Origin of the sequence: Streptomyces tricolor (assembly GCF_002155905.1) — a bacterium.
GTDB classification, from domain to species: domain Bacteria; phylum Actinomycetota; class Actinomycetes; order Streptomycetales; family Streptomycetaceae; genus Streptomyces; species Streptomyces tricolor.
On sequence record NZ_MUMF01000291.1, the window covers coordinates 42,337 to 68,713 of the forward strand.

The window sequence follows — 26,377 nt, forward strand, 5'->3', positions numbered from 1 at the left end:
TCGAGGCCGGCGGGCGCGCCGCCGCCCGCCGGCCGTCCGGCCGTTGGAATACTGATGGGCGCCCGTTGGGCAAACCTTGGAAGATCCTTGAATGCGCAGGCCGGTCCGCTGTGGCGACCACCGGCCGTCGACGCGAGGGGGAAGAGGATGTCCGTGGATTTCGTTCTGCTCGGCGGCATCGAGGCACGCGTGGACGGGGTTCCGGTCGACCTGGGCCATGTCCGCCAGCGCTCGGTGCTCGCGGGCCTGCTGGTCGACGCGAACGCCCCGGTGCCGACCGCCAGGCTCGTGGACCGGGTCTGGGGGGACCGGCCCCCGCAGCGCGCCCACGCCACGCTCTACAGCTATGTGTCCCGCCTGCGCGGCGCCCTGGCCACGGCGACGCAGGACGTACGCATCACCCGGCGCACGGGGGCCTACGTCCTCACCGTCGATCCGTCCGCCGTGGACGTGCACCGCTTCCGCGACCTGGTCGCGCGGGCCCGCACCGCCGGCGAGGACCGCGCCGCGACGCTGTTCGCGCAGGCGCTCGCCCTGTGGCGCGGCGACGCCTTCGGCGACCTGGACGTCCCCTGGTTCAACGCCCTGCGCGCGTCCTGGCACCGGGAGCGGCACGCGGCCGAACTCGACCTCACCGACGTCCGGCTGCGGCTCGGCCGGCACGCCGAGCTGCTCGCCGAACTCCCCGCACGCACCGAGCGGCACCCGCTGGACGAGCGTCTGGCGGGGCAGCTGATGCTGGCCCTGTACCGCGGCGGCCGACGGGCCGACGCCCTGGCCCACTACCAGCACCTCCAGCGCCGATTATCGGCGGAGCTGGGCGCCGAGCCCGGCCCGGAGCTACGACGGCTGCACCAGCGGATCCTCACCACGGACCCCGCGCTGTCCCTCCGCCCCGCGCCCGCTCCGAGCGCGCACCGCTCACCGCACCCGGTGCCGCGCCAACTGCCGTCCCCGCCCGGCCCCTTCGTCGGCCGGACCCGCGAGATCGCCGCGCTCGACAGGACGCTCCACGCGGGCGACGCACCGGGCGCCACCGTGGTGATCTCCACGATCGGCGGGATCGGCGGCATCGGCAAGACCTGGCTCGCCCTGCACTGGGCCCACCACAACGCCGCGGCGTTCCCCGACGGCCAGCTCTACGCCGACCTCCGCGGCTTCTCCCCGGCCGGGGACCCCGCCTCCGCCTCCGAGGTGCTGCAGAACTTCCTCCACGCCCTCGGGCTCGCGTCCACGGAGATACCGGCCGACCTGCCGGGCCGGGCGGCGGTCTACCGGAGCCTGGTCGCGGACCGGCGGATGCTGATCGTCCTGGACGACGCCCGCGACGCCGAGCAGGTCCTCCCCCTGCTGCCGGGATCCCCGTCCTGCACGGTCCTGATCACCAGCCGCCGCCGGCTCGCCGGGCTGGTCACCGCCTACGGGGCCCGGCCGCTCGCCCTGGACGTGGTGTCCGAGGCGGAGGCCCGGGACATGCTGGTGCGGCGCCTCGGCGCCGAACGGGTCGCCCGGGAGCCGCAGGCGGTGGCCGCGCTCCTCGGCTCCTGCGCGGGTCTGCCGCTGGCCATCAGCGTGGTGGCGGCCCGGGCGAGCACCCACCCCGGCTTCCCGCTGGCCGCGCTCGCCGAGGAACTCCGCGACCGGTCCGCCCGGCTGGACGCCCTCGGCACCGACGACCCCGTCGCCGACCTGCGGGCCGTGCTCTCCTCCTCCTACGACGCCCTCGACGCGGCGACCGCGCGGGTGTTCGGACTGATGGGCCAGGCGCCCGGCCCGGACATCAGCCTGGCCGCGGCGTCCGCCCTGACCGCGCTGCCCGTCCCGCGGGTGCGGTCGCACCTGCGCGGGCTGGAGGAAGCGCATCTGGTGCAGGAGACCCGCCCCGGCCGCTACCGCATGCACGACCTGGTACGGCTCTACGCGGCCGAGCGCGCGGCACAGGACCAGCCCGGCGACGCCCTGGACTCCGCGCTGCGCGGGCTGGCCGACTTCTACGCCGCCACCGCGCACGACGGCGACCGGTTGCTGTCGCCGCAGCGCACCCCGTTCGGGACGGACCTGCCGGACGTCACACCGGGCGCCCACCCGCTCGGGACCGTGGAGACCGCGCTGTCCTGGTTCGAGGCCGAACACCTCTGCCTGCTCGACACACACCGTTGCGCCATGGCCCGGGGCCACTACCCGCAGGCATGGCAGCTGGCCTGGTCCCTGGACACCTTCCACTGGCGGCAGGGGAACCTGGACGACCGCACCGCCATGCTGCGGGCCACGCTCGCCGCGGGGGACAGCATGGGCGACCGGGCACAGCGGGCACTGGCCCACCGGCTCCTCGGGCGCGCCCATGCCGCTCAGGGCCGGCACGAGGAGGCTCTGGCGGACCTGCACGTGGCGCTCACGCTGTTCGAGGAGGCGGGCGACCCGGCGGGGCGGGCACAGACCCATCTCAACCTCGCGCTGGCCTGGGAGAAACACGGCGACGACCGGCAGGCGCTGGCGCACGCCCTGAAGAACCTCCGCGTCCGCAGGACGCTCCACAGCCCGCCCAGGGAAGCCGAAGCCCTCAACGCGGTGGGCTGGTACCACGCCCGGCTGGGCCACCACGAGCGGTCCCGCCGCTACTGCGAGGAGGCGCTCGCCCTGTGCCGCCGGCACCGGTTCCGGGAGGGGGAGGCCTTCACCCTGGACAGTCTCGGCTACCTCGCCCACCGCACCGGCGCCCACGCCCTCGCCCTCGCGCACTACGGGCGGGCCCTGGCCCTGCGCCGGGAACTCGGCGACGCCTTCGAGGAAGCGGACACCCTGGCGAAGATGGGCGACGTCTGCCACGCCTTGGGCCGGCCCGCCGAGGCCCGCGAGGCCTGGGAACAGGCCCGGTCCCGCTACCTCGCGCAGCGGCGCCTCGGGCAGGCCGCCGAGGTCGAGGGGAAACTGGCGCGCAGCGGCCCGCCGGACTGACCCGTCGCCCCTCCGGGCCGGCCACGGGGTCGATCAGGGGCGGCCGGGGCTCGATCAGGGGCGGCCAGGGCTCGAACAGAGGCGGCCAGGGCTCGAACAGAGGCGGCCGGGGGCCGGTCCCGGTGGCCGACGGACCGACAAAATCCGTTGCCCCGCGGCGGCCGTCGGCCTAGGTTCCCGATCATGCTGCCTCCGGTGGAAACAGACGAAGAGTGGGACGCGATCGTCCCCGACGAGACCGTGATGCGCCCCGCAGTGGAGCACCTGTGCGCACGCCTCGGCCTCGCCGGCGCACCGCTGACCCGCTTCCCGGACGGCTCGCAGCCGGTCTACGCGGTGGGTGACGAGCACGTGCTCAAGCTGTTCCCCGGCGCCGCCGCCCAGGACGGCGTCACCGAAGGCGCCGTCCTCAGCCACCTCCAGGGCCGGCTGCCCGTACCGACACCGCGGGTGCGCGACGCCGGACCGTACGACAACGGCTGGCGGTACGTCCTGATGTCCCGGCTCCCCGGCGAGAACCTGGCCCGCACCTGGGACCTCGTGCCGCCGAGCCACCGCGAACGGCTCGTCACCGAGGTCGGCGAAACCCTGGCGGTGCTGCACTCGCTCGACCCCGAACCCCTCGCGGACGTCGTCGGCCCCGGGGACTGGGGCGCCTTCCTGGACCGCCAGGGCGCCGGCGCCGTGGCACAGCAGCGGGCCCGCGGACTGCCGGCCCCGTGGCTGGAGCAGATCCCGGACTTCCTCGCCTCCGTCCCGCTGCCCCGTGCCCCCCACCGCTCCCTGCTGCACACCGAGGTGATGCAGCAGCACTTCCTGGTCGACCCCGACGGGTGGCGGCTGACCGGGTTCTTCGACTTCGAACCGGCCATGATCGGCGACCGCGCCTACGACTTCGTGGGCGTCGGCCTCTTCGTCACCCGCGGCGACCCGGCTCTGCTGACCCGGCTCACCAGGGCGTACGGCCACACCTTCGAGCCGTCCGCACTGCTCGCGTACACGCTGCTCCACGTGTACAGCAACCTCCCCTGGTACCTGAGGGAACTGGGCGCACCGGCCGAAGCAACCCTGCCCGCACTGGCCGAGGCGTGGTTCGGCACGAGCTGACGCGGGACGACACGAGCCGACGCCGGACGACCGGGCGCATCAGCAGGGACCAGGACCAGGGAGCGCGTCAGGGAGTGCGGAATCCGCGGAACGTCACCTGCCTGCGGCTTTCGAAGCCGATCCGCTCGTAGAGCGCCCTCGCGTGCGTGTTCGCCTCGGCCACGTGCAGGAAGGGCCGCTCGTTCCGCGCCAGGACGCGGGCGACCAGCGCTCGCACCAGGCGGGCGGCGTGCCCGCGCCCGCGTGCTTCGGGCGCGGTGCAGACCGAGCTGATCTCGGTCCATCCGGGAGGCCGCAACCGCTCGCCCGCCATCGCCACCAGCCGCCCGCCGTCGCGGATGCCGAGATACGTGCCCAGTTCGTGCGTGCGCGGCCGGAACGGCCCCGGCCGGGTCCGCGCCACGAGGTCGAGCATCTCGGGTACGTCGGCCGCACCCAGTTCGACCACGCCGGTGCCGCCCGCGGCGTCCGGACGCCCCGGCCGGCCGCCGCCGGGCCAGATCATCTGCCGGCCCTCCAGCACGAACACCGGTTCCCAGTCCGGCGGCGGGATCACCGGGCAGCTGAACATGTCGGCGAACTCGCCCCGGCCCAGCAGCCGGGCGAGGTCCGCCCAGTCCGCCGAGTCCGGATCGCCGGACACCGCCGAGAAGGTCGCGACGCCCGGCAGGTAGGTGGCGGCCCGGCCGAGACGGCGGGCGAAGCGCGCATGGGGACCGCGCAGCGACGCGCCCACCGGATCGTCGAGTACGACGGCCTCGCCGCTCACCATCGCCCAGCGCCTCTCCTTCATGCCCGGCCGGCCGGTGCGGTCGGCGGATGCCCGGTCCGATCGTCTCATCCGGCCCGGGCCCCCTGGCCCACCTGCCCGGCCCCATCGGCACCTGCCCCCGTGGTGATCCCGGCCTACGGTGGAGACGGGATCACCCGAAGCGACGGGAGAAGGCCACGTGGAGATCGTTGCGTACGGCGTCCTGTCGGACGAGGAACCGCTGCTGCGGGAGGCGTTCGACACGGCGTTCGCGGGCCGGCACGAGCTGCGCTGTCTGGGGCTCTTCCTGGACCGGGACACCGTGCCGACCGCGCACGGCCACGAGGTGGTGCTCAGCAGCGTCAACGACACCCTGGACGCCGGCGTGCTGCGCGCACTCGCCGAGGGCGGCACCCGGATGATCGCCCAGCGGTCCACCGGCTACAACAACATCGACCTCGGCGCCGCCGAGGACGTGGGCCTGTCGGTGGCCCGCGTCTCCTTCTACTCGCCGTACTCGGTGGCCGAGTTCGCCTGGACCCTCGCGCTCGCGGTCAACCGCCGGATCGTCCGGGCCGCGCACCGCACCCGGGAGTTCGACTTCCGGCTCGACGGGCTGATGGGCCGGGACCTGCGCGGCCGTACCGCCGGCGTGGTGGGCACCGGGAAGATCGGCACCGCGTTCACGCGGATCGCCCACGGATTCGGCATGCGGCTGCTCGGCTGGGACCTCGTGGAGAATCCCGACTGCCTCGCCCTCGGCATGGAGTACGTCCCGCGCGAGCGGCTGTTCGCCGAGGCCGACCTGGTCAGCCTGCACGTACCGCTGCTGCCGGACACCCACCACCTGGTCGACACCGAGGCGCTCGCGCTGATGAAGGACGACGCCGTCCTGGTCAACTCCAGCCGCGGCGGCCTGGTGGACACCGACGCCCTGCTGGAGACGCTGCGCGCGGGACGGCTGACCGGTGTCGGGCTCGACGTGTACGAGGAGGAGGCCGGAGTGTTCTTCCTCGACAAGTCGCTGGAGGTGATGACCGACGAACGCCTCGCCCGGCTGATGACCTTCAGCAACGTCCTGGTCACCTCGCACCAGGCGTACTTCACCCGCGAGGCCGTCGGCCAGATCGCGCGGACCACGGTGGCCAACATCGAGGACCACTTCGCCGGCCGCACCGGTGACAACACCCTGGTCGGGCCCGGAAGGACGCTCTGACCTCGCGGCACCCGGTGCGGCACCACCGCTCCGCGCGCCCGCGCGGCCGGTGCGCGGGAGGGGGAAACGGACCGCCCTGTTGCCCGGGCATCCCGCGAGGGCCACCGTGGAGATGGGGAGCGAGGAAGTGAGTACCGTGCGAGCGCTCGTCTACCACGGCCCGGATCAGATCTCCTGGGACATGGTCCCGGACCCGGTGATCGAGGAGGTGACCGATGCGATCGTGCGCGTCGACACCACCACCATCTGCGGCAGTGATCTCCATATCCTCCGGGGACGCCTTCCCGAGGTGAAGCCGGGGACGGTCCTCGGCCACGAAGCGGTCGGCGAGGTCGTGGAGGTCGGTCCCGAAGTGAACCACCTGCGCCCCGGCGACCAGGTGATCGTCTCGTCCGTCTCGGCCTGCGGCCAGTGCTGGGCGTGCCGCGACGCGATGTACGGCCAGTGCGGCGGGGGCGGCGGCTGGGTGCTGGGAAGCCTGATCAACGGGACCCAGGCCGAGTTGGTCCGGGTGCCCTTCGCCGACGGCTCCACCACCCGCTGCCCCTCCGACGTGCCCCTCGACGACGCGGTGCTGCTCGCCGAACTGCTGCCGACCGCCTACGAGGTCGGTGTCCGCAACGGCCAGGTGGGCCCGGGGGACATCGTCGTCGTGGTGGGCGCGGGACCCGTCGGGCTCGCCACGGTGGTCGTCGCGCGGCTGTACTCGCCCAGCCGGATCATCGTGGTGGACATGGCCCGTGCCCGGCTGGAGACCGCCGTCCGGCTGGGCGCCGATGCCGCCGAGTCACCGGGGAGTCTGCTCGCCGACCTGGCCGAGGGGCCGGGCGCCGATGTGGCGATCGAGGCGTCGGGCGATGCGGACGGCTTCGTGCTGTGCACCCGGGCCGTGCGCGCGGGCGGACGCATCGCCAACATCGGTGCGCACGGCAAGCCGGCGACGCTGCACCTCGAATCCCTGTGGCGCAAGAACGTGACCATCAGCACGGGCCAGGTGGACACGTCCTCCACCCCGCGGCTGCTCGAACTGCTGCGGTGCGGGCGCCTGCCCGCCTCCGGGCTGGTCACCCACATCTTCGGTCTCGACCGGATGGAGGACGCCTACGAGGTGTTCGCGGACGGCACCCGTACGGGCGCCCTCAAAGTCGTCCTGCACCACGAGTGAACCCCTGCCGAGGTGCGTCATGGGAGATCCGGTCGTCGTCGGAGTGGACGGTTCCGCGTCGAGCCTGGAAGCGGTGGGGGTCGCCGCCCACGAGGCGGGCCTGCGGGACGTGGGGCTGCGGCTGGTGCACGCGTTCGGGTCGCCGTCGATGCGGCTGCCGCCCGGAGGACCCCGCTGGAGTCCGGCCATGGCAGGGGTGCGCGAGCTGGTCGACGGGACCCTGGCCAGGGCCGAGCAGCGGGCGCACGCAGCCGCCCCGCACGTGGAGATCACCCGCGACGTCACCGTCGGCGAGCCGCTGACCGTGCTGGAGATCGAGTCGCGCACCGCCTCGCTCGTCGTGGTCGGCAGCCGTGGCCGGGGAGCGTTCGCCAGCCTCCTGCTGGGCTCGACCGCCGTACACCTGGCCGGCTACAGCCGATGCCCGGTGCTGGTGGTGCGCGGACGCCCGGACCCGGGCGGTCCCGTGCTGCTGGCGGCCGACGGCTCACCGGCCGGCGAGCCGGCCGTCGCCTTCGCCTTCACCGAGGCGTCGCTGCGCGGCACGGGCCTGGTGGCGCTGCACGTCTGGAACACCTGGACCGAGCGCTCCGCCGAGGGGCCGGTCGACCCGCTGAACGTGGTGACCGACGCCGAGCACCTGCGCGAGAAGGCCCAGCGGTTGCTGGACGACACGCTGTCCCCCTGGCAGCGGCGCTTCCCCCACGTCGGGGTGGAGAAACGGCTGGTCCGCTCCCGGGTCCGCCCGGCGCTGATCGAGGCCAGCCGCGACGCCCAGCTGGTCGTGGCCGGCGCCCGGGGACACGGCGGCTTCACGGGCCTGGTGCTCGGCTCGGTCAGCCAGGCCCTGCTGCACCACGCGCACTGCCCCGTCGCCGTGGTGCGCGGCGAGGAGCGGTCATGAACGCGGGGCGCCGGCCGGCGTGAAGCCTGGTGCCCGAAGCCTGGTGCGATGCATGACGGACACGGACCTCGGCGGCCCGGGCGCCCAGGGCGCTGCCGGTCGCGCACACCCCCCGTCCGACCCGCGGACACCGGATCGAGGCGGACGGGGCGGCGACCGTGCCGGCAGCGGAGTTCCGGACCCTTCCCGCCTGTGCGCCCGCACGGGTGCCGCCCTCCGCCGTCGACTCACTCCGGAGCCCGGCGGCCGCTACCGCGTCCCGCCGTCGTCCGCGAGGTCGAACGTCACGTCGACCACCCCTTCGACGGCCCTGACCAGGCGCGCCGCCACGGGGACCAGGGCGGTGTCACGGACCCGGCCGGTGAGGGTCACGACACCGTCGTGGACGTCCACGTGGACGACCGACGACGGCGGCGGGAAGAGGTACGACGCGATCTCGCGCCGGACCTCCTCGGCGATGTCCTCGTCGTCGCGCAGGAAGACCTTGAGCAGGTCCGCCCGGCTGACGATGCCCGCCAGCAGACCGGTGGCGTCCACCACCGGCAGCCTCTTGACCCGTGCCCGGGCCATGGCGTGCGCGGCCTCGGCGAGGGTGGCGTTCGCCCGGACCGTGACGGCGGGGGAGGACATGAGGTCCCCGGCGGTGAGCGCGTCGGCCTTCGCCAGGGCGGCCGGCGGACGCGGCCGGAGACGGCCGCTGTCCGGATCGTCCCGCAGCGCCTCCTTGGGCAGCAGATCGGCCTCGGAGACCACACCGACCACCCGGCCCTCACCCTCGATCACGGGCAGGGCGCTGACCTGCCAGTCGTGCATCAGGCGCACGATCTCCTTGAAGGGGGCCCGCCGGCCGACGGCGGCGACCGTGTGGGTCATGACGTCGCTGACGATGTGCGGGGTGCCGTACATGGTGACTCCGTAGGTCCTCGGCTGCGATGCCCGGCCATCTCCAGCGTGTGCCGGGACGGCGGCAGGCACCAGGGGCCGTACGGCCCTGGCCGCGGCGCCACCGCGGCGCCAACCTGGAGACAGGGACTCTCACCCCGGAGGCGGAGACCATGTCAGCACCTGTCACCGTAGGTCTCGACGACTCGCCCGAGAGCCGGGCCGCGGTCGAGTGGGCGGCGCGGGAGGCGCTGCTGCGCGGTCTCCCGCTGAAGATCGTGCACGTCGAGGAACCGGCGCCCGTGCGCCTGGCCCAGTCCCCGCTGTGGGATCCGGGGGCGTACCGGGACCGGGCCGAGCGGATGGTACGGGAGTCCGTGGAAGGCGTCCGTCTGCGCCACCCCGGCGTCGAGGTGACCGGCGAGCGGCGCTCGGGGACCGCGGCCGACCTCCTCGGCGAGGCGGCGGGCCGCGCCGGACTGCTGGTGCTGGGCTCGCGGGGCCACAGCGCGCTGAGCGGGTTCCTGGTCGGCTCGGTGAGTCTCGCCGTCGTGGCCCGCGCCGAGCGTCCGGTGGTGCTGGTGCGGGCGGGGGAGCAGGCCGCCGACGAGCACATGATGGACCCGGCGGGCGTCCCCTCCGCCGCGGCGCCCTTCCGGCCCGTCGTGCTCGGCCTCGACGTCGACGCCCCCGACGACACGCTGCTGGAGTTCGCCTTCGTCGCCGCCGCACTCCGCGAAGCCCCCCTGCGGGCCGTACACGCCTGGTGGGTGGCACCGACCTCCTTCCACGGCTTCTACGGTGACGACGACCTCTACGACTCCCTCGCACGCGGACAGGCCGACCACCTCGCCACGGTGCTGCGCCCCTGGCGGCGGAAGTTCCCGGACGTCGACGTGACCGAGGCGACCCGGTGCGGCAGCGCCGCCCAGATCCTCGTCGACGACGCCCGCGACGACGCCTCGCTGGTCGTCGTCGGCCGGCGCATCCGCACCCGCCCGCTCGGCGCGCACATCGGGCACGTCACGCACGCCGCCCTGCACCACATCGCCGCCCCCGTCGCGGTCGTCCCGCACGGCTGACACACCGGCCCGGAAGGAGACCCCATGGACGCCAGGGCAGCACGGCCTCCGGCGCGACCGAGGAGCGCGCGGCGCTCCCGGCACCGGCCCGGAACCCCCCGGACTCCGCGGTACGGCCGCGGAGAAGGGTGAGGAGCACGATGAAAGGCTTCGTCTTCCACGGTCCCGGACAGGCCTCCTGGCAGGACGTCCCGGACCCCGCCGTCACCGAACCGACCGACGCCGTCGTCCAGGTCGACGCGGTCACCATCTGCGGGACGGACCTGCACATCCTCAAGGGCGACGTGCCGGAGGTGCCGCCCGGTACCGTGCTCGGCCACGAGGCGGTCGGCGAGATCGTCGACGTCGGCGGCGAGGTCCGCGGCGTACGGCCGGGCGACCGGGTGCTGGTCTCCTGCATCACCTCCTGCGGCCGGTGCCGGTTCTGCCGGGACGGCTCCTACGGCCAGTGCCGCGGCGGGGGCGGCTGGATCCTCGGCCACCTCGTCGACGGCACGCAGGCCGAGTACGTCCGCGTCCCGCACGCCGACCTGTCCGTCCACCCGCTCCCGGGCGCCGTGCGCGGCGCGGACGCCGTCCTGTTCGCGGACGTCTTCCCCACCGCCTACGAGGTGGGCGTCCTGAACGGGCGGGTACGCCCCGGGGACACCGTCGCCGTCGTGGGTGCCGGACCCGTCGGCCTCGCGGCCATCGCCACGGCCCGCCTGCTGTCCCCCGAACGTGTCATCGCCGTCGATCTGGCCCCGGCCCGGCTGGAGGCCGCCCACCGGCTCGGCGCGGACGCCGTGGCCGACGTCCACGAGGCGCCCGGCCAGCTGGTCGCCGATCTGACCGACGGACTCGGCGCGGACGTGGTCGTGGAGGCGGTCGGCCTGCCGGAGAGCTTCGAGCTGTGCACCCGCATGGTCCGCCCCGGCGGGCACGTCGCCAACATCGGCGTGCACGGCAAGCCGGCCGCGCTGCACCTCGAAGACCTGTGGAGCAGGAACGTGACCATCACGACCGGCCTGGTGGACACCTACTCCGTCCCCGCGCTGCTGCGGATGGCCGCCGCCGGCCGGTTGCCGACCGGACAGTTGGTCACCCACACCTTCCCGCTGCACCGCATGGAGGAGGCGTACGAGATCTTCTCCCGGGCCGCGGAGACCGGCGCGCTGAAGGTGGTGCTCGGCGAGGAGCAGCACGCCGAAGTGGTGCCCGCGGCCTGACGGAGCAGCGGCGGAGACGGAGCCGCCGGCACCGGGCCCGCGCCCGGCGCGGGGGCGGCGGTCAGCCCCGGCGCAGCGCCGCGAGTGTCGCGGCGAGGTCGGCCGGGCGGGGACGGTTGTGCGGAAGCCTGGCCAGCACGACGGCCATGCCGCAGGTGTCGGTGAGCGCGGAGAGGACCAGGCCGCCCGCGATGCCGGCGGAGAGGAGCTGGAAAGCCGGGTGGACCAGCAGACCGAGGAGCAGACCGAGGAGGACCGCCGTGCCCGCCGTGAAGCGCACCTGACGCTCCATGCTCCAGCCGGCACGGCTGTCGTAGCCGGCGGGCCGCTCCAGGGCGTGCCCGTCGGCGGCCCAGGCACTGGTGCCGCCGGACAGGGCGGCGCTCGGGATGCCGTGCTCGGCGAGGAGCGTGCGGGCGCTCTCCGAGCGCGCCCCGGACGCGCACACCAGGAGCACCTCACCGCGGCCGGCCGCGTGCCGGATCTCGGGCAGGGCCCGCCGGACCTGGTCCAGGGGGATGTTCAGGGCTCCGGGCAGGTGGCCGGAGGCGTACTCGCCGGGGGTGCGGACGTCGATGACGGTGAGGTCGTGCAGCCGGGCGTGGGCCTGGTCGGTGCCGAGGGTGAGGTGGCTGGTCATGGCAGATCTGATCCTTGGCTGGTCGCCGCCGTCCCGGACCGGGACGTACAGTACCCCTAGGGGTATCGGCGAGGAGTGATGGTGGAACTGGAGCTCGAGGGCGCCTCTTTGAAGGCTGTGCTGAACCGGCTGCGGCGTGCGCAGGGCCAGATCTCCGGAGTGATCCGGATGATCGAGGAGGGGCGGGACTGCGAGGACGTCATCACGCAGCTGGCCGCCGCCTCCCGGGCGCTGGACCGCGCCGGATTCGCGATCATCGCCACCGGCCTGCAGCAGTGCGTGGCCGACATCGAATCCGGCCGGAAGAACGGCGAGGACACCGAGGCGATGCGCGCGCGCCTGGAGAAGCTGTTCCTGTCGCTGGCCTGAGCCGTTCGCGGCGCGCGGTCGTCACACCACCACGTCCAGCAGCATGAAGCCGGCCACGGCCAGGAGGACGAGGGCGAAGGCCCGCCGCAGGGTGTCCCCGGACAGCTTCGCCGACAGACGCCTGCCGTCCCAGGCGCCGAGGATCGCCGCACCGGCGAACGGCCCCGTGACCGCCCAGTCCAGGCCGTCGGCGGTACCGGTGCGCATCGCCAGGGCGGCCAGCGAGTTGACCGTGACGACGAGCAGGCCGGTGCCCACCGCCGCGCGCATCCGCAGACCGAGGACGCCGACCAGCGCGGGCACCGCGAGGAAGCCGCCTCCGACGCCGAGGACACCGGTGAGCCCGCCCAGTCCGGCGCCGGCAGCCGCCGCCCGGCCCGGCCGTACGGGGACGGCGCCGTCCGGCTGTCCGCGCAGGGTCCCGGCCGAGGGGGGCCGGAGCATGCGGACCGCGGCGCCGGCCGCGACCACGGCGAAGGACACGGTCAGCACGGCGGCGGGCAGGTGCCCGGCGAGCGCGCCGCCCAGCAGCGCCGGGCCGATCCCCGCCGCCGCGAACACCAGCCCTTCGCGCCAGCGGACATGGCCGTCGCGGGCGTGCGCGGTCAGGGCGGCGGCGCAGGTGAGGGTGACGATGACCAGGCTCGCCGTGGTAGCCGCGACGGGCGTCACGCCGAGCAGGTAGATCAGGGCGGGGACGGCCAGCACGCTTCCGCCGCCGCCGAGCGCGCCGAGCGCCAGACCGATGACGGCTCCGGCGGCCAGAGCGAGTATCACGGTGCTCACGCGACGGTCCCGCCCGCGCCGGCCCGCAGCCGGCGCCGGCCCCGGACGTCCGGGCGTACGGCGACTGCGGCGCCTCCTCCGCGTCCGGTGCGGTCGGCGGCCTCCCGCAGGCCCTTCTGTGGTCCGCCGGGGATCGATCCCGGCACTCCTGGGTGGCCTCGGAAGAGGCTCATCGTGGTTCTCTCTCCTGTCCGTCTTCCGGTGCGCTGATCGGCGGCGGGCGCCGTCATGCCGTCCGGACGGTGAGCCCGGCCCGCTCGGCCGCGTCGAAGGAGTCGTCCACGGCGACGACGTCACGGCCCGCGGCGTCCAGCAGGGAGGCGGCGATGGCGGCGCGCATGCCGCCGGCGCAGTGCACCCAGACCTGTCCCTCGGGGACCTCGTGAAGACGGTGGTGCAGGGTGTGGAGGGGGAGGTGGACCGAACCCGCCACGAACCCCGTCGCCCGTTCGGCGTCCCGGCGGACGTCCAGGACGACCACGCCGTCCCTCGGACGCCCCGCGAGGTCCGCGAACGTCGCCCGCCGGAAGGAGGCGAGGCTCTCGCCCCTGCGGGCCCAGCGCGCCGGTCCTCCGGTGGCCGCGGCGGCCGGCCGGTCGATGCCGACCCGGACCAGCTCCCGCTGGGCGGCGGCGAGCTGTCCGGCGGACTCGGCGAGCAGGGTCACCGGCTTGCCCCACGGAATCAGCCAGGCCAGGTAGGTGGCGAGCTGCCCCTCGGCCTCGAAGTTGAGCGAACCCGCCACATGCCCCTCGGCGAAGGCGACCCGGTTGCGCAGGTCGACCACCCACTCCCCGGCGGCCAGCCGGGCGGCGATCTCCTCGGCGTCCGCGACGGCGGGCGGGGTCAGGTCGACCGGCGCCGGCCCCGCGGTGTTGGCCGGCCCCATGTGCGCGTAGTACGCGGGAACGTCGTCCAGACCGGCGAGCAGGGCGGTGACGAAGCTGTCGACGTCCCGCACCAGCGCCTCGTTCCTGGTCTTCTCCTCGCCGATCGTGGTGGACCCGCCCTCCGCCCGGCCGGACGAGCAGAAGCTGCCGAAGCCGTGCGTGGGCAGCACCGCGGTGTCGTCCGGCAGCTCGGCGGCCAGGCGGTGCGCGGAGGCGTGCTGCGCCCGGGCGAGGTCCTCGGTCAGCCGTGGTTCGACCAGGTCGGGCCGGCCGACGGTGCCGATCAGCAGCGAGCCGCCGGTGAAGACGGCGACGGCCGTGCCGTGCTCCTCCAGCACGTAGGAGGTGTGGTGCGGGGTGTGGCCGGGGGTCGCCAGCGCGCGCAGCGACAGGCCGGCGGTCGCGTCGATCTCCAGGCGGTCGCCGTCGTGCACCGGTACGCGGTCGTAGGAGACGCGGGCCCCGGCGGGGACCAGGTACGCGGCGCCCGTGACGCGGGCCAGCTCCAGGCCGCCGGTGACGTAGTCGTTGTGGACGTGCGTCTCGACGACGTGGGATATCCGCACCCCCCGCCGTGCGGCCGCCGCGATCAGCCGGTCGATGTCACGCGGCGGGTCCACCACCACGGCCGTCCGCTCGCCGCCTGCCAGATGGCTGCGGTTGCCGAGTCCGGACACCTCGATCGTGTCGACGAAGAACACGGGGTACTCCCTTCCAGCGAAATTACCCCGGGGGGTATGTCTGGACGGTAGCACGATTACCCCCCGGGGTATTTTTGAGGGGGTGTCCGCCGGCGCGACGTGGACGGAGCGGCACCGCGGGGGATCGATGCCGCTCCTGGACTCACTGTCTCCGGTGACGTACACGTACCCCCAGTGCCGGTCGGCCCCGAGCGGGGGGCCACCCGTCCCTGCCGCCTGCCGTCACCCGGTGCGGCGGCTGTCCGCCACCGGTTCGTCGGAGCCGGAGTCGGAGCCGGCGGCGGTGAGCCGGCAGTCCACGCCCACGATCCCTTCGACGCCCCGGACCAGACGCACGGCCAGGGGAATGCGCTCGGGGTCGCCGACGCGTCCGGTCAGTGTCGCGACGCCGTCGGTGACCATGATGTGCACGGGTTCGACCGGGGCCGGGAAGAGGACGTCGACGACATCGCGGCGGATCTCGTCGGCGAGGTCGTTGTCCGGTCGGAGGAACACCTTCAGCAGGTCGCCGCGGCTGATCACGCCGTCCAGCACACCCTCGGCATTCACCACGGGCAGCCGCTTGACCCGCTTCAGCGCCATGATGCGCGCGGCCTCGGCGAGCGTGGCGTCGGCGTGCACGGTGACGGCGGGGGAGCTCATCAGCTCCTCGGCGCACACCGCCGCGGCCTTGGCCAGGTCGGGCAGGCGGCGCAGCCGGGTCGACCGGTCGGGATCGCGGTCCCGGAACTCCTCCTTCGGCAGCAGATCCGCCTCGGACACCACACCGATGACCCGGCCGTCGCCCTCCAGTACCGGCAGGGCGCCGACGTTCCACTGCTGCATGCGTTCGACGATGTCCTTGAACAGGGCCTTGCGGCCCACGGCGACGACGGCGCGCGTCATCACATCACTCACCCGGTGAGGACCGCTGTCCATGACCTCCTCCTGGAACGTCCTCCTCCCCGACCGCATGGGCTGCCGATACCAGCCTGCGCGCCACCGGGTGCCCGCACCACCCGGTCACCCGGGTCGGGCCGCGGGGCTCTGCGGGGCTGGTCCGGCCTGCCCGAAGGCGTGATTCTGGGGGTGGGCGAGGTCGGGCACCCGCCGCCCGCCCTGCCGGGCGAGAACGCCGGGCACGTTCGCCGGCCCGGCCGGCGCCGATCGGGAGGAGACGGCCATGGACGAGAGGCTCTCCGTGGGCGCCATGATGAACGGGGCGCCGTACTCCATCGGCGAGGACGAGACGGTGCTGATGGCCTGGGAGGTGGTCGAACGGTCCGGGCAGAGCCATCTGCCGGTGGTCCGTCAGGACGGCTCCTGCGCCGGCCTGCTGGAGCGCGCCGAACTCGCCGTCGCCTGCGCGGACCCCACGGTGACACTGTCCCGGCGCAGCGTGCGGGACCTTGTGCGCGGGCGGCGCACGGTCACGGTCCACCCCGAGGAGCCGGCCCTCCGCGCGGCGGCCGTGATGACGGAGGAACACAGAGACGCGCTGCCGGTCACCGACCCGCACGGGCGGCTGACCGGCCTGCTCACGGCGCAGGACTACGTGGCCGCCGCCGCCGGCCTGCGCCGCACGGCCGGGCCGGCGCGGCAGGCGCCGCACCTGCGGGCCACGCTGCCCGGACTGCCGCCTCGCCGCAGGGAGGAGGCCTGCGGCATTCCCATTCCGTAGCGCCCGACGCCCGCGGGAGCGAGACGCGCCACGCAGGGAAACGCGCAGGGCAGGGGAAGGCGCACGGCAGAGACACGCTCGCGGCACGCCCGGCCCCGGCGGTCCGGCGCCTCACGCCCGGCGCGCTCCCGTACGCAGTCCGTCCATGATCAGGTCGAGGAGCCGGGTCGCGCGGGGCCGCCAGTCGTCGTGCGGGTCGAGCTGCCACAGGCCGGCGATGGCGAGGAGGAAGTCGTCCGCGGTGACGCCGGGCCGGATGGTGCCGGCCTCCTCGTTCGCGCGGAGCAGCAGTTCCGCCGCACGGGCCACCGGAGTGGGCGACGGCTTCGCGGGGCCGCCCGGCGCGCTGGTGGCCTGCCGGATCGCGTCGGCCAGCCCGGCCTTGGTCATGGCGAACTCGGACAGCCGGTCCATCCAGGCGCGCAGGGCCTCGTCGGGCGCCCGGGTGCCGAGCAGATGCTCCGCGCTGTCGGCGACCTGCTGCATCTCGTGGCGGTAGATCTCCAGCACGAGGGATTCGCGGTTGGGGAAGTTGCGGTAGAAGGTGCCCTGTCCGACACCGGCCTTCTTGGCGATCGCGCTCAGCGGGGCGTTCGCGCAGCGCGACAGCTCGGTGAGTGCCACCTCCAGGATGCGCTCGCGGTTGCGCTGTGCGTCGGAGCGCCGGGGTGAGTCCTTCTGCTGAGGCACTCGTCCTCCTCAAGGCGTGGCCAAAACCTCGCCCTTGCTAAGCGGACAGCTGTCCGTTAAGTTTCCAAGTAGCGGACAGCTGTCCGGTCACGTCCACCATAGCGGTGGACGCACCCCCGCGGCAGCCGCCAGCTGCACTGTTCCGGTCCCAGCACCTTGCACCTTCGCTTCGCCCCCGTGGCACAGGCCCGCACGACGCACTACCCGCCGCCCGACACCTCGGCTGCCGGCCCACCCGTCTGTCCTGAAATGCGAGAGAAGCAGCCCATGGCCTCATCGACGTCCAGTGTCATCACATTGAAGATCAACGGCGAGAAGCACACACTGCCCGTCGATCACCGCACCACCCTGCTCGACGCGCTGCGCGAGCGTCTCGACCTGACCGGCACCAAGAAGGGCTGCGACCAGGGCCAGTGCGGCGCCTGTACGGTCCTGCTGGACGGGCGGCGGGCCGTCGCCTGCCTGCAACTGGCCGTGGCGGCCGAGGGCCGGGAGATCACCACGATCGAAGGCGTGGCCGACGGCGAGCGGCTGCACCCCGTGCAGCAGGCCTTCCTCGACCTCGACGGTTTCCAGTGCGGCTACTGCACCCCGGGCCAGATCTGCTCGGCGATCGGCATGATCGAGGAACACGCGGCGGGCTGGCCGAGCGCCGTCACCGAGGACGTCCGCCCCGAAGCGGGGCCGCCGCCCCTGACCGCCGACGAGATCCGGGAACGGATGAGCGGAAACCTGTGCCGCTGCGGCGCGTACGTCGCGATCGTCGAAGCGGTGGCCCGCGCGGCGGAAACTCACCCGGACGAGGGACACGCGACCCTCGCCGAGGGCACGAAGGAGACCGTGGCATGAGGGAGTTCGACTACCAGCGGGCGCACGACGTCGCCGGCGCCGTCGCCCTGCTCGACGCCGACCCGGACACCCGCTTCCTCGGCGGCGGCACCAATCTCGTCGACCTCATGAAGACCGGTGTCGAGCGCCCCGCACGGCTCATCGACATCCGCGAGCTGCCGCTCGACCGGATCGAGACGACACCCGAGGGCGGGCTGCGGATCGGCGCCACCGTCACCAACGGCGACCTGGCCGCCCACCCAGAGGTCCGGCGCCGCTACCCGGCGCTCGCCCAGGCGGTCCTGGCCGGGGCGTCGGGGCAGCTGCGCAACATGGCCACCGTCGGCGGGAACCTGCTGCAGCGCACCCGCTGCGGCTACTTCGCGGACGTCAGCCGGCCCTGCAACAAGCGGGTGCCCGGCAGCGGCTGCCCCGCCGTCGCGGGCGAGCACCGCAACCACGCCATCCTGGGCGCCTCCGACCACTGCGTGGCCGTGCACGCCTCGGACATGGCCGTGGCCCTGACCGCCTTCGACGCCGTGGTCCACTTCGAAACGGCGGACGGACCCGGCGACTTGCCGCTCACCGACTTCTACCTGCCCGTCGGCGACACCCCGCACCGGGAGACCGCCCTGCCGGCGGGCGCGCTGATCACCGGCATCACCCTGCCGCCCGCCCCGGTCGCCGCCCACTCCCGCTACCGCAAGGTGCGCGAGCGCGCCTCCTACGCCTTCGCCATCGGCTCCCTGGCCGCCGCGCTCGACATCCGCGACGGCGTCGTGCGGGACGTACGCCTGGCCTTCGGGGCCGTCGCGTCCCGCCCCTGGCGGGCCGCCGCGGCCGAACGGGTCCTGACCGGCGCACCGGCCGGACCCGAGACGTACGCCGCCGCTGCGGACGCCGAGCTGGCGGCGGCACGGCCGCTGCCGCACAACGGCTACAAGGTGGACCTCATCCGCAACCTCGTGGTGGCCGTGCTGACCGAACTCGCCGAGGAGACCCCCCGATGACCGCCGTCACCACCGGAACAACCGCCCGGACAGCCTCCGTCGGCACCGGCCACACCCGCGTCGAGGGCCGGGACAAGGTCACCGGAGCGGCCCGCTACGCGGCCGAGGTGCCCTTCGCCGACCTCGCCCACGGCTGGCTGGTGCTGTCCACCATCGCCCGCGGCCGCATCCGCGCCCTCGACACCGACCCCGTCCTCGCCATGCCGGGCGTCCTCGCCGTCCTCGACCACCGCAACGCCCCGCACCTCGACACCGACTACACCGGAATGCTGGGCAAGCCCGACCCGACCTGCGCCGTCTTCCAGCACGACCGGGTGCCGCACCTGGGCTGGCCGGTGGCACTGGTCGTCGCGGAGACGTCCGAGCAGGCGAGGGAGGCCGCCGAGGCCCTCGTCGTGCACTACGAACAGGAGCCGCACGACGTCGAGTTCACGGCCGACCACCCGGACGCCCGCCCCGTGGACGGCCACATGCCGGCGGTGACGGAGAAGGGCGACCTGGACGCCCGACTGGCCTCCTCGGCCGTCGTCGTGGACGCCGAATACACCACCCCCGAAGAGCACCACAACCCGATGGAACCCCACGCGGCGACCGCCCGCTGGGACGACGGACGGCTGGAGGTGATCGACTCCAACCAGGGTGTCACCTGGGTCGCCGGGGAACTCGCCAGCCTCTTCTCGCTCGACCCGGCCTCCGTGCGCGTACGCTCCGAGCACGTCGGCGGCGGCTTCGGCAGCAAGGGGGTGCGAGCCCACCAGGTGGCCGCCGTGATGGCCGCGACCCTGCTCCAACGGCCCGTCCGCGTCGTCCTGACCCGGCGGCAGATGTTCTCGCTGGCCGGCTACCGCAGTCCCACCGCCCAGCGGGTCCGGCTCGGCGCCGACGCCGACGGACGCCTGCGCGCACTGGAGCACCGCTCCGTCAGCCGCACCTCCACGGTGCACGAGTTCGTCGAACCGAGCGCCGGGGTGGCCCGGGTGATGTACGACGCCGACGCCCACCACACCGCCAATCACGTCGTACGGCTCGACGTGCCGACCCCGACGTGGATGCGCGCCCCCGGCGAGGCCCCGGGATCGTTCGCGCTGGAGGCGGCGCTCGACGAACTCGCCGAGAAGTGCGGGATCGACCCGATCGAGCTGCGCCTGCGCAACGAACCCGAGACGGGTCCGGTGTCGGGCCTGCCGTTCGCGGGCCGCAATCTGGCCGCCTGCTTCCGGGAGGGCGCCCGCAGGTTCGGCTGGGCGGACCGGGACAGCCGTCCCGGAGTGCGCCGGGAGGGACGCTGGCTGCTCGGCACCGGTACGGCGGCGGCCTCCTTCCCGGCCGGTGCCGCCCCGTCGACCGCGACCGCGACCGCGCATCCGGACGGCACCTTCACCGTCCGGATCTCCGCGGCCGACATCGGCACCGGGGCCCGTACCGCGCTCGCCCTGGTCGCCGCCGACGCGCTCCAGGTGCCCCCGGAGCGGGTCCGGGTGCGCATCGGCGACAGCGACTTCGGCCCGGCCATGATCGCCGGCGGCTCGATGGGCACCCGCTCCTGGTCCTGGGCCGTCAAGACGGCGGCCGGCGAACTGCGCGAACGGCTGGCCCTCGGCGCCGACATCCCCGTGGAGGGCCTGACGGTACGAGCGGACACCACCGAGGCCCTGGGCGCCCTCGCCCCCGCCGAACGGCACTCCTTCGGGGCGCAGTTCGCCGAGGTCGCCGTGGACGTCACCACCGGCGAGGTCCGCGTACGGCGCATGCTCGGCATCTTCGCGGCGGGCCGGATCGTCAACCCGCTCACCGCGCGCAACCAGTTCCTGGGCGGCATGATCTGGGGCATCTCCATGGCCCTGCACGAGGAGGCGGTCCGGGACCGCGCCTCCGGCGGCCCCGTCGGCGCGGACCTCGCGGGCTACCACGTCGCCACCCACGCCGACGTCCCCCGTATCGAGGCCGACTGGATCGACGACACGGACCCGGACGACCCGGTCGGGATCAAGGGCATCGGCGAGATCGGCGTCGTCGGCGCCGCGGCCGCCGTCGCCAACGCGGTCTGGCACGCGACCGGCGTACGCCACCGCAGCCTGCCCATCCGGCCGGACCGCGTCCTGTCGGCCGCCGCGGGAGCGCGGGATGCTTGACCTGGCCGCGGAACTGCACCGGTGGACCGAGGAGGGCCGGGAGTTCGCCGTCGCCACCGTGGTGGCCGTGGGCGGCAGCGCCCCGCGCGGGCCCGGTGCCGCCCTCGCCGTCGACGGCGCGGGCACCGCCGTCGGCTCGGTCTCCGGCGGCTGCGTCGAGGGCGCGGTGTACGACCTGTGCCAGGAGGCGCTCCGCACCGGGGAGAGCGTCCTCGAACGGTTCGGCTACAGCGACGAGGACGCGTTCGCCGTGGGACTGACCTGCGGCGGGACGATCGACGTGCTGATCACGCCGGTGCCCGCCGGGGCATCCGCCCGGACGGTCCTCGGCCCGGCGCTGTCGGCCGCCGCCCGAGGCGAGCCGGCGGCCCTCGCCCGGGTCGCCCGGGGCCCCGCCGAACTCCTCGGCCGGGCCCTGCTGGTCCGGTCCGACGGCACGTGCGAGGGCGGGCTCGGCGGTCACCCGGACCTGGACCGGACGGCGGCGGCCGAGGCCCGGGCGCTGCTGGAGGCGGGCCGCACCGGCACGGTGGATCTGTCGGCGGACGGCTCGCACTGCCCCGGCGGAGTGACCCTGCTGGTCGAGTCGAACGTGCCGCCCCCGCGCATGATCGTCTTCGGCGCGGTCGACTTCGCGTCGGCACTGGCCCGGGCCGGCAAGTTCCTCGGCTACCACGTGACCGTCTGCGACGCCCGCCCCGTCTTCGCCACCCGCGACCGCTTCCCGGACGCCGACGAGGTCGTGGTCGACTGGCCGCACCGCTATCTGCGGCGCACCGCCACCGACGCCCGCACGGTCCTGTGCGTGCTCACCCACGACGCGAAGTTCGACGTACCCCTGCTGAAAGTGGCCCTGCGGACGCCGGCCGCGTTCGTCGGCGCGATGGGCTCGCGCCGCACCCACGAGGACCGCGACCGGCGCCTGCGGGCGGAAGGCCTGACCGAACGCGAACTGGCCCGGCTCCGCTCACCGATCGGCCTCGACCTCGGCGCCCGCACACCGGAGGAGACCGCCCTGTCGATCGCCGCGGAGATCGTCGCCACCAGGCGGGGCGGGACGGGCGTGCCCCTGACCGGTTCGACCACGCCGATCCACCACGAGGCCGGAGAAGGAGGGAGGCCGGCGGTCGCCTGACGGCACGAAGGGAAGCCCGCCGCGACCCTCGCCGCCAGGCGGGTGACCTCCGCGATCTGCTCCACAGGCCCGTCGACCCGGGCCACACCGGGCCGAACGCGGCTCCGGAGCACAGGACGGCCGCGGGCAGCAGGCCACGGGGCCGGGGCCCTGCATCTTCGGCCGAACGCCTCCCCGGCCGCTCCGCGTGCGTGCCATGATCGGACCATGGCCGAGTCCCTGACCCCGGAACAGCTCACCGCACGCACCTCCGCGGCCGTCGACGCGGCTGTCGCGGCGGCGCGCGATCTCGGCCTCGCCGTGACGGACGCCGACGTGCTCCACGATCTGTTCTCCGTCGTCGTCCGCCTCACGCCTGCGCCCGTCGTGGTCCGGATCCCGACCGTCCTGCCGCACAGCGTGAGCCTCGACGCCCTGGCCCGCCGCCAGCAGGCGGAACTCGACGTGACCCGGTGGCTCGCGGACCAGGGATGCCCCGTGATCCCGCCCAGCCCGCTCGTGCCACGAGAACCCGTCCGGCGGGACGGGTTCTCCATGACGTTCTGGCCGTTCGTCGAGGAGGACCGGGACAAGGCCCCCGACTACCCGGCGAACTCGGAAAGCGTCGCCGATCTGCACGCGGCGATGCGCGCCTACCCGGGCCGGCTGTCGTTCCTGTCCGCTGCCGAGCCGGACTTCATCGGGGAAAGCCTCGTCCTGCTCGAACAGCGCCCCGACCTCGTCGGCCCGGCCGAACTGGACCGCGCGCGCCGGGAGTGGCACGTCCTGGAACCCTTCGTGCGCTCGCGCAGGGCTTTCGAGGACAGGTTCCCGGGGATCGACCTCCAGCCCATCCACGGCGACTGCCCGCCCGCGAACGTCTTCAACGGTGTGGACGGGAACCTCTACGCCGACTTCGAGCTGGTCACGTCGGGCCCCGTCGAGTGGGACCTCGCCGCTCTCGGGCCGGACCTCGAAGCCGCCTACGACCGCGGCGCCCGGCGCAACGGCATGAGGCCGCTGGACGAGGACGTCCTGCGGTTCGTGAACGCCGTGGGGATGCTGCGGGTCATCGCCTCGCTCACGCTCGTGCCCCAGCTGCCCGTGCTCATGGACTATCTGCGGCCGGCCGTCGACCAGTGGCGGACGACGCCGTTCGCCGGCGGCCTGACCGGCTGACCACGTGCCGCGCCGCGCCGGGCGCGCGGGCCGTGCGGGCGACTGCGACGGCAGACCCCGCGGTGCGACCGCGCGGTCTGCCGCCGGGACAGCGGCCGCGGCGGCCCGCGTCAGGCGTCCACCGCGTCCGCCAGCCGTGCGACGGCCTCGGGCCAGGGCACGGGCGTGGCGATCAGGGCACGCAGGCCCCGCGTCCGACGCGGGGGCAGTCCGATCGCCAGGACTCCGGTGGCCAGGCCGTCGCCGCCGTACAGGGCGGCCAGCCGCAGCGGGTCCTTGCCGAGGGTACGGACCTCGATCCGGTCGGCGCCGGTCAGCACACCATGGGCCTGGAGCTTGAGGTCGTACTGGTCGGACCAGAAGTACGGCACCGGGGTGAACGGGCGGCGCTCGCCGAAGCGTTCGGGGTCCAGTTCGGCCAGCAGGTTGCGGGCGGCGGCGAGGCCCTGCTCGCTGGCGTTCATACGGTGCTCGATCCGCAGCTCCCGGCGCAGGACGGGGTGGTACCAGCGGGCGATGTCACCGGCGCCGTAGAGCCCGGGGGCCGCGGCGCAGAACTCGTCGCAGCGCAGTCCGTCCGTCAGGTCCGGACCCGCCGTCCCGGCGCCGGGGCCGCGCAGCCAGCCGACGGCCGGGTCGGAGCCGATGGCCAGCAGGACGTCGTCGGCCTCCACCGTGCTGCCGTCCGCGAGGACGACGCCGACCGCCCGGCCGGCCTCGGCCCGGACCCCGGTGACCGCCTGCCCCGTGCGCAGGGTGACCCCCTGGGCGCGGTGGACGTCGGCGAGGAGCCCTCCGACCTCGGCACCCAGCACCCGCTCCATCACCGTGTCCCCGGTGCCGACGAGCGTGACCTCGTGCCCCAGCGCACGGGCCACGGCGGCGGCCTCGGCGCCGAGCACGCCGGTGCCGACCACGGCCAGCCGCCGGCCCGGCGTGGCGAGGCGCCGGCGCAGCGCGCACGCGTCCTCCAGGGTGCGCAGGACGTGCACCCCCTCGACCCCGTCGGTGCCGGGCAGCGAGCGGGGCGTCACCCCGGTGGCGGCGATGACACCGACGCAGCGCAGCTCGGTGTGCCCGTCGTCGCCGAGGGTGAGTACGCGGCGTGCGGGATCGTAGGCGAGGGCACGGGTGCCCAGCCTCAGGTCCAGTCCGAGAGCGGCGATCTGCTCGGTGTCGCGCAGCGCGGTGCGCTCCGGCTCCCAGGCGCCGGAGAGGATCTGCTTCGACAGCGGCGGCCGGTCGTAGGGAAGATGGGGTTCGTCGCCGATGAGGGCTATCTCCCCGTCCCAGCCCAGGCGGCGCAGTCCCTCCGCGGCGGCCAGTCCGGCCGCCGCCGCGCCGACGACGGCGATGCGGGGGCGGTGCGTGCTCATTCCCGCACCTGGATGGCCGCGGCCGGGCAGATGGTGGCGGCCTCGCGCACGGCGGCGTGCTCGCCACGGCCCTGGACGAGACCCTCGGCTCGCTGAACTGGCTGCTGCGGACCATCGCCGTCACCGGACGGCTGGAGACGGACTTCGTGCGGCCGGTGCCCGTCGGCACCACGCTGTACCTGGAGGCCGAGGTCACCGCCGTCCACGGGCGGAAGATCTACTCCACCGCCACCGGGCGCATCGGCGGCCCCGACGGGCCGGTCGCCGTCCGCGCCGACGCCCTCTTCATCGAGGTCAAGGTGGATCACTTCATCGACCACGGCCGCAGCGAGGAGATCCAGGCCGCCATGAACGACCCGGACCAGATCCGGCGCGCCCGCGCCTTCGAGGTGAACCCGTGAGCCGAGCCCCCCTGGACGTGCTGATCCGGCGCGTCGACCCGGACGTCCCGCTTCCGGCGTACGAGCACCCCGGCGACGCGGGCGCCGATCTGCGCACCACCGAGGCGTGCGAGCTGAAGCCCGGTGAGCGGGCCGTCCTGCCCACCGGGGTGTCCATCGCCCTGCCCGAGGGGTACGCGGCCTTCGTGCACCCGCGTTCCGGTCTCGCCGCCCGCTGCGGTGTCGCCCTCGTGAATGCCCCGGGGACGGTTGATGCCGGGTACCGTGGGGAGATCAAGGTGATCGTGGTGAATCTCGACCCGCGCGAGAGCGTGCGGTTCGAGCGCTTCGACCGGATTGCCCAACTGGTCGTCCAGCAGGTCGAGAGGGTCCGCTTCCAGGAGGTCGCGGAGCTTCCCGACTCGGCGCGGGCCGAGGGGGGCTTCGGGTCCACCGGCGGCCATGCCGCGGTGGGCGGCGAGAGCGGCACAAGCGGTCGGACCGCCGAGGGCGGCCCGACGGGTGGGAATCGATACGCTGCGGTCGTATCCGACCGGGAAGGACAGTGACGTGTTCGGACGTCGCAAGAAGAAGGGTGCCGCCGAGGACGCGGCCGGCGAGGCCGAGCAGGTCGTCGACAGCGTCGACACCGAGGCGGACGAGGAGGAGGCCGGGCGCGAGCGCGTCCGGCTGGAGCCCGGGCCCCGGCCCGACGGTCCGTGGGACAGCAGCGAGGTGCGCGACCCGGCCGAGGGCCGCGTGGACCTCGGCGGTCTGTTCGTGCCGGGCGTCGACGGCATGGAGCTGCGGGTCGAGGTGGCCGGTGACGCCATCGTCGCCGCGACCGTCGTCCTGCGGGACAGCGCCATCCAGCTCCAGGCGTTCGCCGCGCCCAAGCGCGAGGGCATCTGGGGCGAGGTCCGCGAGGAGATCGCGTCCGGCATCACCCAGCAGGGTGGCATCGTGGACGAGGTCGAGGGTCCGCTCGGCTGGGAACTGCGCGCCCAGGTGCCGGTGCAGCTGCCGGACGGCACCGGCGGCTTCCAGGTCGTACGCTTCGTCGGCGTCGACGGCCCGCGCTGGTTCCTGCGCGGTGTGATCTCCGGCCAGGGCGCGGTGCAGCCGCAGGCCGCCGGACTGCTGGAGCAGATCTTCCGGGACACCGTCGTGGTCCGCGGCGAGGGCCCGATGGCCCCGCGCGACCCGATCGTCCTCAAGCTGCCGAACGACGCGCAGATGGTCCCCGAGGGGGTCCAGCAGGAGGAGGGCGGCTCGCGCTTCTCCGGCGGGATGGGGCAGTTGCAGCGGGGACCGGAGATCACGGAAGTCCGCTGACGGCTTCCGCAGGGGTT

At 74.4% G+C, this 26,377-nt stretch carries 26 protein-coding genes; 17 read left to right on the top strand and 9 right to left on the bottom strand.

The features are described 5' to 3' along the window. Positions 1–147 precede the first annotated feature (147 nt). Both CCN44_RS21285 and CCN44_RS21290 read left to right on the top strand, forming a co-directional pair. On the top strand, positions 148–2,955 hold the full coding sequence (locus CCN44_RS21285; RefSeq protein WP_086698660.1) for an AfsR/SARP family transcriptional regulator: 2,808 nt from the start codon (positions 148–150) through the stop codon (positions 2,953–2,955). Positions 2,956–3,138: 183 nt separating this feature from the next. Beyond that, the gene (locus CCN44_RS21290) at positions 3,139–4,062 is read left to right on the top strand and encodes an aminoglycoside phosphotransferase family protein (protein WP_167404013.1); all 924 of its coding nucleotides are present in this window, start codon (positions 3,139–3,141) and stop codon (positions 4,060–4,062) included. Between the two features lie 67 nt (positions 4,063–4,129). Here the strand turns inward: CCN44_RS21290 and CCN44_RS21295 are convergent, their stop codons facing one another. Next, positions 4,130–4,834, bottom strand: coding sequence for a GNAT family N-acetyltransferase (locus tag CCN44_RS21295; RefSeq protein WP_059256192.1), 705 nt, complete (start codon positions 4,832–4,834; stop codon positions 4,130–4,132). Positions 4,835–5,012: 178 nt separating this feature from the next. Here CCN44_RS21295 and CCN44_RS21300 point away from each other — a divergent pair, with 178 nt between their 5' ends. The 3 genes from CCN44_RS21300 (at position 5,013) to CCN44_RS21310 (ending at position 8,098) form a co-directional block, all read left to right on the top strand. Continuing rightward, positions 5,013–6,029, top strand: coding sequence for a 2-hydroxyacid dehydrogenase (locus tag CCN44_RS21300; protein WP_059256194.1), 1,017 nt, complete (start codon positions 5,013–5,015; stop codon positions 6,027–6,029). A gap of 136 nt (positions 6,030–6,165) precedes the next feature. Then, positions 6,166–7,194: an alcohol dehydrogenase catalytic domain-containing protein gene (locus CCN44_RS21305; RefSeq protein WP_059256196.1), complete on the top strand. Its 1,029-nt coding sequence runs from the start codon at positions 6,166–6,168 to the stop codon at positions 7,192–7,194. Positions 7,195–7,213: 19 nt separating this feature from the next. Next, complete coding sequence (locus CCN44_RS21310) at positions 7,214–8,098, top strand: universal stress protein (protein WP_086698663.1); 885 nt, start codon at positions 7,214–7,216, stop codon at positions 8,096–8,098. A gap of 249 nt (positions 8,099–8,347) precedes the next feature. Here CCN44_RS21310 and CCN44_RS21315 read toward each other — a convergent pair whose 3' ends face one another. After that, entirely contained in the window at positions 8,348–9,004 is a 657-nt protein-coding gene (locus CCN44_RS21315; protein ID WP_059256201.1) for a CBS domain-containing protein, read from the bottom strand. Positions 9,005–9,153: 149 nt separating this feature from the next. Between CCN44_RS21315 and CCN44_RS21320 the strand changes: the two genes are divergently transcribed. Beyond that, a complete protein-coding gene (locus tag CCN44_RS21320; protein ID WP_086698666.1) occupies positions 9,154–10,062 on the top strand; it encodes a universal stress protein in 909 nt (302 codons plus the stop codon). A gap of 140 nt (positions 10,063–10,202) precedes the next feature. After that, positions 10,203–11,270 (top strand): zinc-dependent alcohol dehydrogenase family protein, encoded by a 1,068-nt coding sequence (locus CCN44_RS21325; RefSeq protein WP_059256205.1) that lies wholly within the window; start codon positions 10,203–10,205, stop codon positions 11,268–11,270. 61 nt (positions 11,271–11,331) lie between these two features. Here the strand turns inward: CCN44_RS21325 and CCN44_RS21330 are convergent, their stop codons facing one another. After that, a complete protein-coding gene (locus CCN44_RS21330; RefSeq protein ID WP_059256212.1) occupies positions 11,332–11,910 on the bottom strand; it encodes a rhodanese-like domain-containing protein in 579 nt (192 codons plus the stop codon). Positions 11,911–11,991: 81 nt separating this feature from the next. Between CCN44_RS21330 and CCN44_RS21335 the strand changes: the two genes are divergently transcribed. Further along, a complete protein-coding gene (locus CCN44_RS21335) occupies positions 11,992–12,279 on the top strand; it encodes a metal-sensitive transcriptional regulator (protein ID WP_059256491.1) in 288 nt (95 codons plus the stop codon). A gap of 21 nt (positions 12,280–12,300) precedes the next feature. On the opposite strand, the gene CCN44_RS21340 is transcribed toward CCN44_RS21335, so the two are convergent. From CCN44_RS21340 to CCN44_RS21350, 4 genes are all read right to left on the bottom strand, one after another. Further along, complete coding sequence (locus tag CCN44_RS21340; RefSeq protein ID WP_086698669.1) at positions 12,301–13,065, bottom strand: sulfite exporter TauE/SafE family protein; 765 nt, start codon at positions 13,063–13,065, stop codon at positions 12,301–12,303. Continuing rightward, entirely contained in the window at positions 13,062–13,238 is a 177-nt protein-coding gene (locus CCN44_RS44500; RefSeq protein ID WP_158103135.1) for a hypothetical protein, read from the bottom strand. The genes CCN44_RS21340 and CCN44_RS44500 overlap by 4 nt, the downstream gene beginning before the upstream one ends. Positions 13,239–13,291: 53 nt before the next feature. Further along, on the bottom strand, positions 13,292–14,656 hold the full coding sequence (locus CCN44_RS21345) for an MBL fold metallo-hydrolase (protein WP_086698672.1): 1,365 nt from the start codon (positions 14,654–14,656) through the stop codon (positions 13,292–13,294). 222 nt (positions 14,657–14,878) lie between these two features. Next, entirely contained in the window at positions 14,879–15,574 is a 696-nt protein-coding gene (locus tag CCN44_RS21350; RefSeq protein ID WP_086698676.1) for a CBS domain-containing protein, read from the bottom strand. A gap of 244 nt (positions 15,575–15,818) precedes the next feature. Here CCN44_RS21350 and CCN44_RS21355 point away from each other — a divergent pair, with 244 nt between their 5' ends. Further along, a complete protein-coding gene (locus CCN44_RS21355) occupies positions 15,819–16,316 on the top strand; it encodes a CBS domain-containing protein (RefSeq protein ID WP_086698680.1) in 498 nt (165 codons plus the stop codon). Between the two features lie 111 nt (positions 16,317–16,427). On the opposite strand, the gene CCN44_RS21360 is transcribed toward CCN44_RS21355, so the two are convergent. Continuing rightward, positions 16,428–17,006, bottom strand: coding sequence for a TetR/AcrR family transcriptional regulator (locus CCN44_RS21360; protein ID WP_059256218.1), 579 nt, complete (start codon positions 17,004–17,006; stop codon positions 16,428–16,430). 267 nt (positions 17,007–17,273) lie between these two features. Here CCN44_RS21360 and CCN44_RS21365 point away from each other — a divergent pair, with 267 nt between their 5' ends. From CCN44_RS21365 to CCN44_RS21385, 5 genes are all read left to right on the top strand, one after another. After that, a complete protein-coding gene (locus CCN44_RS21365; RefSeq protein ID WP_059256220.1) occupies positions 17,274–17,855 on the top strand; it encodes a (2Fe-2S)-binding protein in 582 nt (193 codons plus the stop codon). Continuing rightward, positions 17,852–18,844 carry an FAD binding domain-containing protein gene (locus CCN44_RS21370; protein WP_086698683.1) on the top strand — a complete coding sequence of 331 codons (993 nt, stop codon included), beginning with the start codon at positions 17,852–17,854 and terminating at the stop codon, positions 18,842–18,844. The genes CCN44_RS21365 and CCN44_RS21370 overlap by 4 nt, the downstream gene beginning before the upstream one ends. Continuing rightward, complete coding sequence (locus CCN44_RS21375; RefSeq protein WP_086698687.1) at positions 18,841–20,976, top strand: xanthine dehydrogenase family protein molybdopterin-binding subunit; 2,136 nt, start codon at positions 18,841–18,843, stop codon at positions 20,974–20,976. Before CCN44_RS21370 ends, CCN44_RS21375 begins: the two co-directional genes overlap by 4 nt. Then, entirely contained in the window at positions 20,969–22,111 is a 1,143-nt protein-coding gene (locus tag CCN44_RS21380) for an XdhC family protein (RefSeq protein ID WP_086698691.1), read from the top strand. The genes CCN44_RS21375 and CCN44_RS21380 overlap by 8 nt, the downstream gene beginning before the upstream one ends. 207 nt (positions 22,112–22,318) lie before the next feature. Further along, positions 22,319–23,269 (top strand): aminoglycoside phosphotransferase/kinase family protein, encoded by a 951-nt coding sequence (locus tag CCN44_RS21385; RefSeq protein WP_086698694.1) that lies wholly within the window; start codon positions 22,319–22,321, stop codon positions 23,267–23,269. Between the two features lie 110 nt (positions 23,270–23,379). Here CCN44_RS21385 and CCN44_RS21390 read toward each other — a convergent pair whose 3' ends face one another. After that, complete coding sequence (locus tag CCN44_RS21390; RefSeq protein ID WP_086698697.1) at positions 23,380–24,645, bottom strand: NAD(P)/FAD-dependent oxidoreductase; 1,266 nt, start codon at positions 24,643–24,645, stop codon at positions 23,380–23,382. A gap of 8 nt (positions 24,646–24,653) precedes the next feature. Between CCN44_RS21390 and CCN44_RS21395 the strand changes: the two genes are divergently transcribed. Genes CCN44_RS21395 through CCN44_RS21405 form a run of 3 tightly spaced genes read left to right on the top strand, consistent with a single transcriptional unit; the run spans position 24,654 to position 26,360 of the window. After that, complete coding sequence (locus CCN44_RS21395; RefSeq protein ID WP_086698699.1) at positions 24,654–25,046, top strand: PaaI family thioesterase; 393 nt, start codon at positions 24,654–24,656, stop codon at positions 25,044–25,046. Continuing rightward, entirely contained in the window at positions 25,043–25,594 is a 552-nt protein-coding gene (gene dut / locus CCN44_RS21400) for a dUTP diphosphatase (RefSeq protein ID WP_059253048.1), read from the top strand. Before CCN44_RS21395 ends, dut begins: the two co-directional genes overlap by 4 nt. Position 25,595: 1 nt before the next feature. Then, complete coding sequence (locus CCN44_RS21405) at positions 25,596–26,360, top strand: DUF3710 domain-containing protein (protein ID WP_059253049.1); 765 nt, start codon at positions 25,596–25,598, stop codon at positions 26,358–26,360. The last annotated feature ends 17 nt before the right edge of the window (positions 26,361–26,377 follow it).

What these genes read in the sequence shown, in the direction of transcription:
- CCN44_RS21350 (WP_086698676.1), bottom strand. Translation starts at nt 15,574, where the DNA reads ATGGACAGCGGTCCTCACCGGGTGAGTGATGTGATGACGCGCGCCGTC.
- CCN44_RS21310 (WP_086698663.1), top strand. Translation starts at nt 7,214, where the DNA reads ATGGGAGATCCGGTCGTCGTCGGAGTGGACGGTTCCGCGTCGAGCCTG.
- CCN44_RS21375 (WP_086698687.1), top strand. Translation starts at nt 18,841, where the DNA reads ATGACCGCCGTCACCACCGGAACAACCGCCCGGACAGCCTCCGTCGGC.
- CCN44_RS21370 (WP_086698683.1), top strand. Translation starts at nt 17,852, where the DNA reads ATGAGGGAGTTCGACTACCAGCGGGCGCACGACGTCGCCGGCGCCGTC.
- CCN44_RS44500 (WP_158103135.1), bottom strand. Translation starts at nt 13,238, where the DNA reads ATGAGCCTCTTCCGAGGCCACCCAGGAGTGCCGGGATCGATCCCCGGC.
- CCN44_RS21315 (WP_059256201.1), bottom strand. Translation starts at nt 9,004, where the DNA reads ATGTACGGCACCCCGCACATCGTCAGCGACGTCATGACCCACACGGTC.
- CCN44_RS21365 (WP_059256220.1), top strand. Translation starts at nt 17,274, where the DNA reads ATGGCCTCATCGACGTCCAGTGTCATCACATTGAAGATCAACGGCGAG.
- CCN44_RS21295 (WP_059256192.1), bottom strand. Translation starts at nt 4,834, where the DNA reads ATGGTGAGCGGCGAGGCCGTCGTACTCGACGATCCGGTGGGCGCGTCG.
- CCN44_RS21330 (WP_059256212.1), bottom strand. Translation starts at nt 11,910, where the DNA reads ATGACCAGCCACCTCACCCTCGGCACCGACCAGGCCCACGCCCGGCTG.
- CCN44_RS21390 (WP_086698697.1), bottom strand. Translation starts at nt 24,645, where the DNA reads ATGAGCACGCACCGCCCCCGCATCGCCGTCGTCGGCGCGGCGGCGGCC.
- CCN44_RS21290 (WP_167404013.1), top strand. Translation starts at nt 3,139, where the DNA reads ATGCTGCCTCCGGTGGAAACAGACGAAGAGTGGGACGCGATCGTCCCC.
- CCN44_RS21380 (WP_086698691.1), top strand. Translation starts at nt 20,969, where the DNA reads ATGCTTGACCTGGCCGCGGAACTGCACCGGTGGACCGAGGAGGGCCGG.
- CCN44_RS21355 (WP_086698680.1), top strand. Translation starts at nt 15,819, where the DNA reads ATGGACGAGAGGCTCTCCGTGGGCGCCATGATGAACGGGGCGCCGTAC.
- CCN44_RS21320 (WP_086698666.1), top strand. Translation starts at nt 9,154, where the DNA reads ATGTCAGCACCTGTCACCGTAGGTCTCGACGACTCGCCCGAGAGCCGG.
- CCN44_RS21325 (WP_059256205.1), top strand. Translation starts at nt 10,203, where the DNA reads ATGAAAGGCTTCGTCTTCCACGGTCCCGGACAGGCCTCCTGGCAGGAC.
- CCN44_RS21285 (WP_086698660.1), top strand. Translation starts at nt 148, where the DNA reads ATGTCCGTGGATTTCGTTCTGCTCGGCGGCATCGAGGCACGCGTGGAC.
- CCN44_RS21385 (WP_086698694.1), top strand. Translation starts at nt 22,319, where the DNA reads ATGGCCGAGTCCCTGACCCCGGAACAGCTCACCGCACGCACCTCCGCG.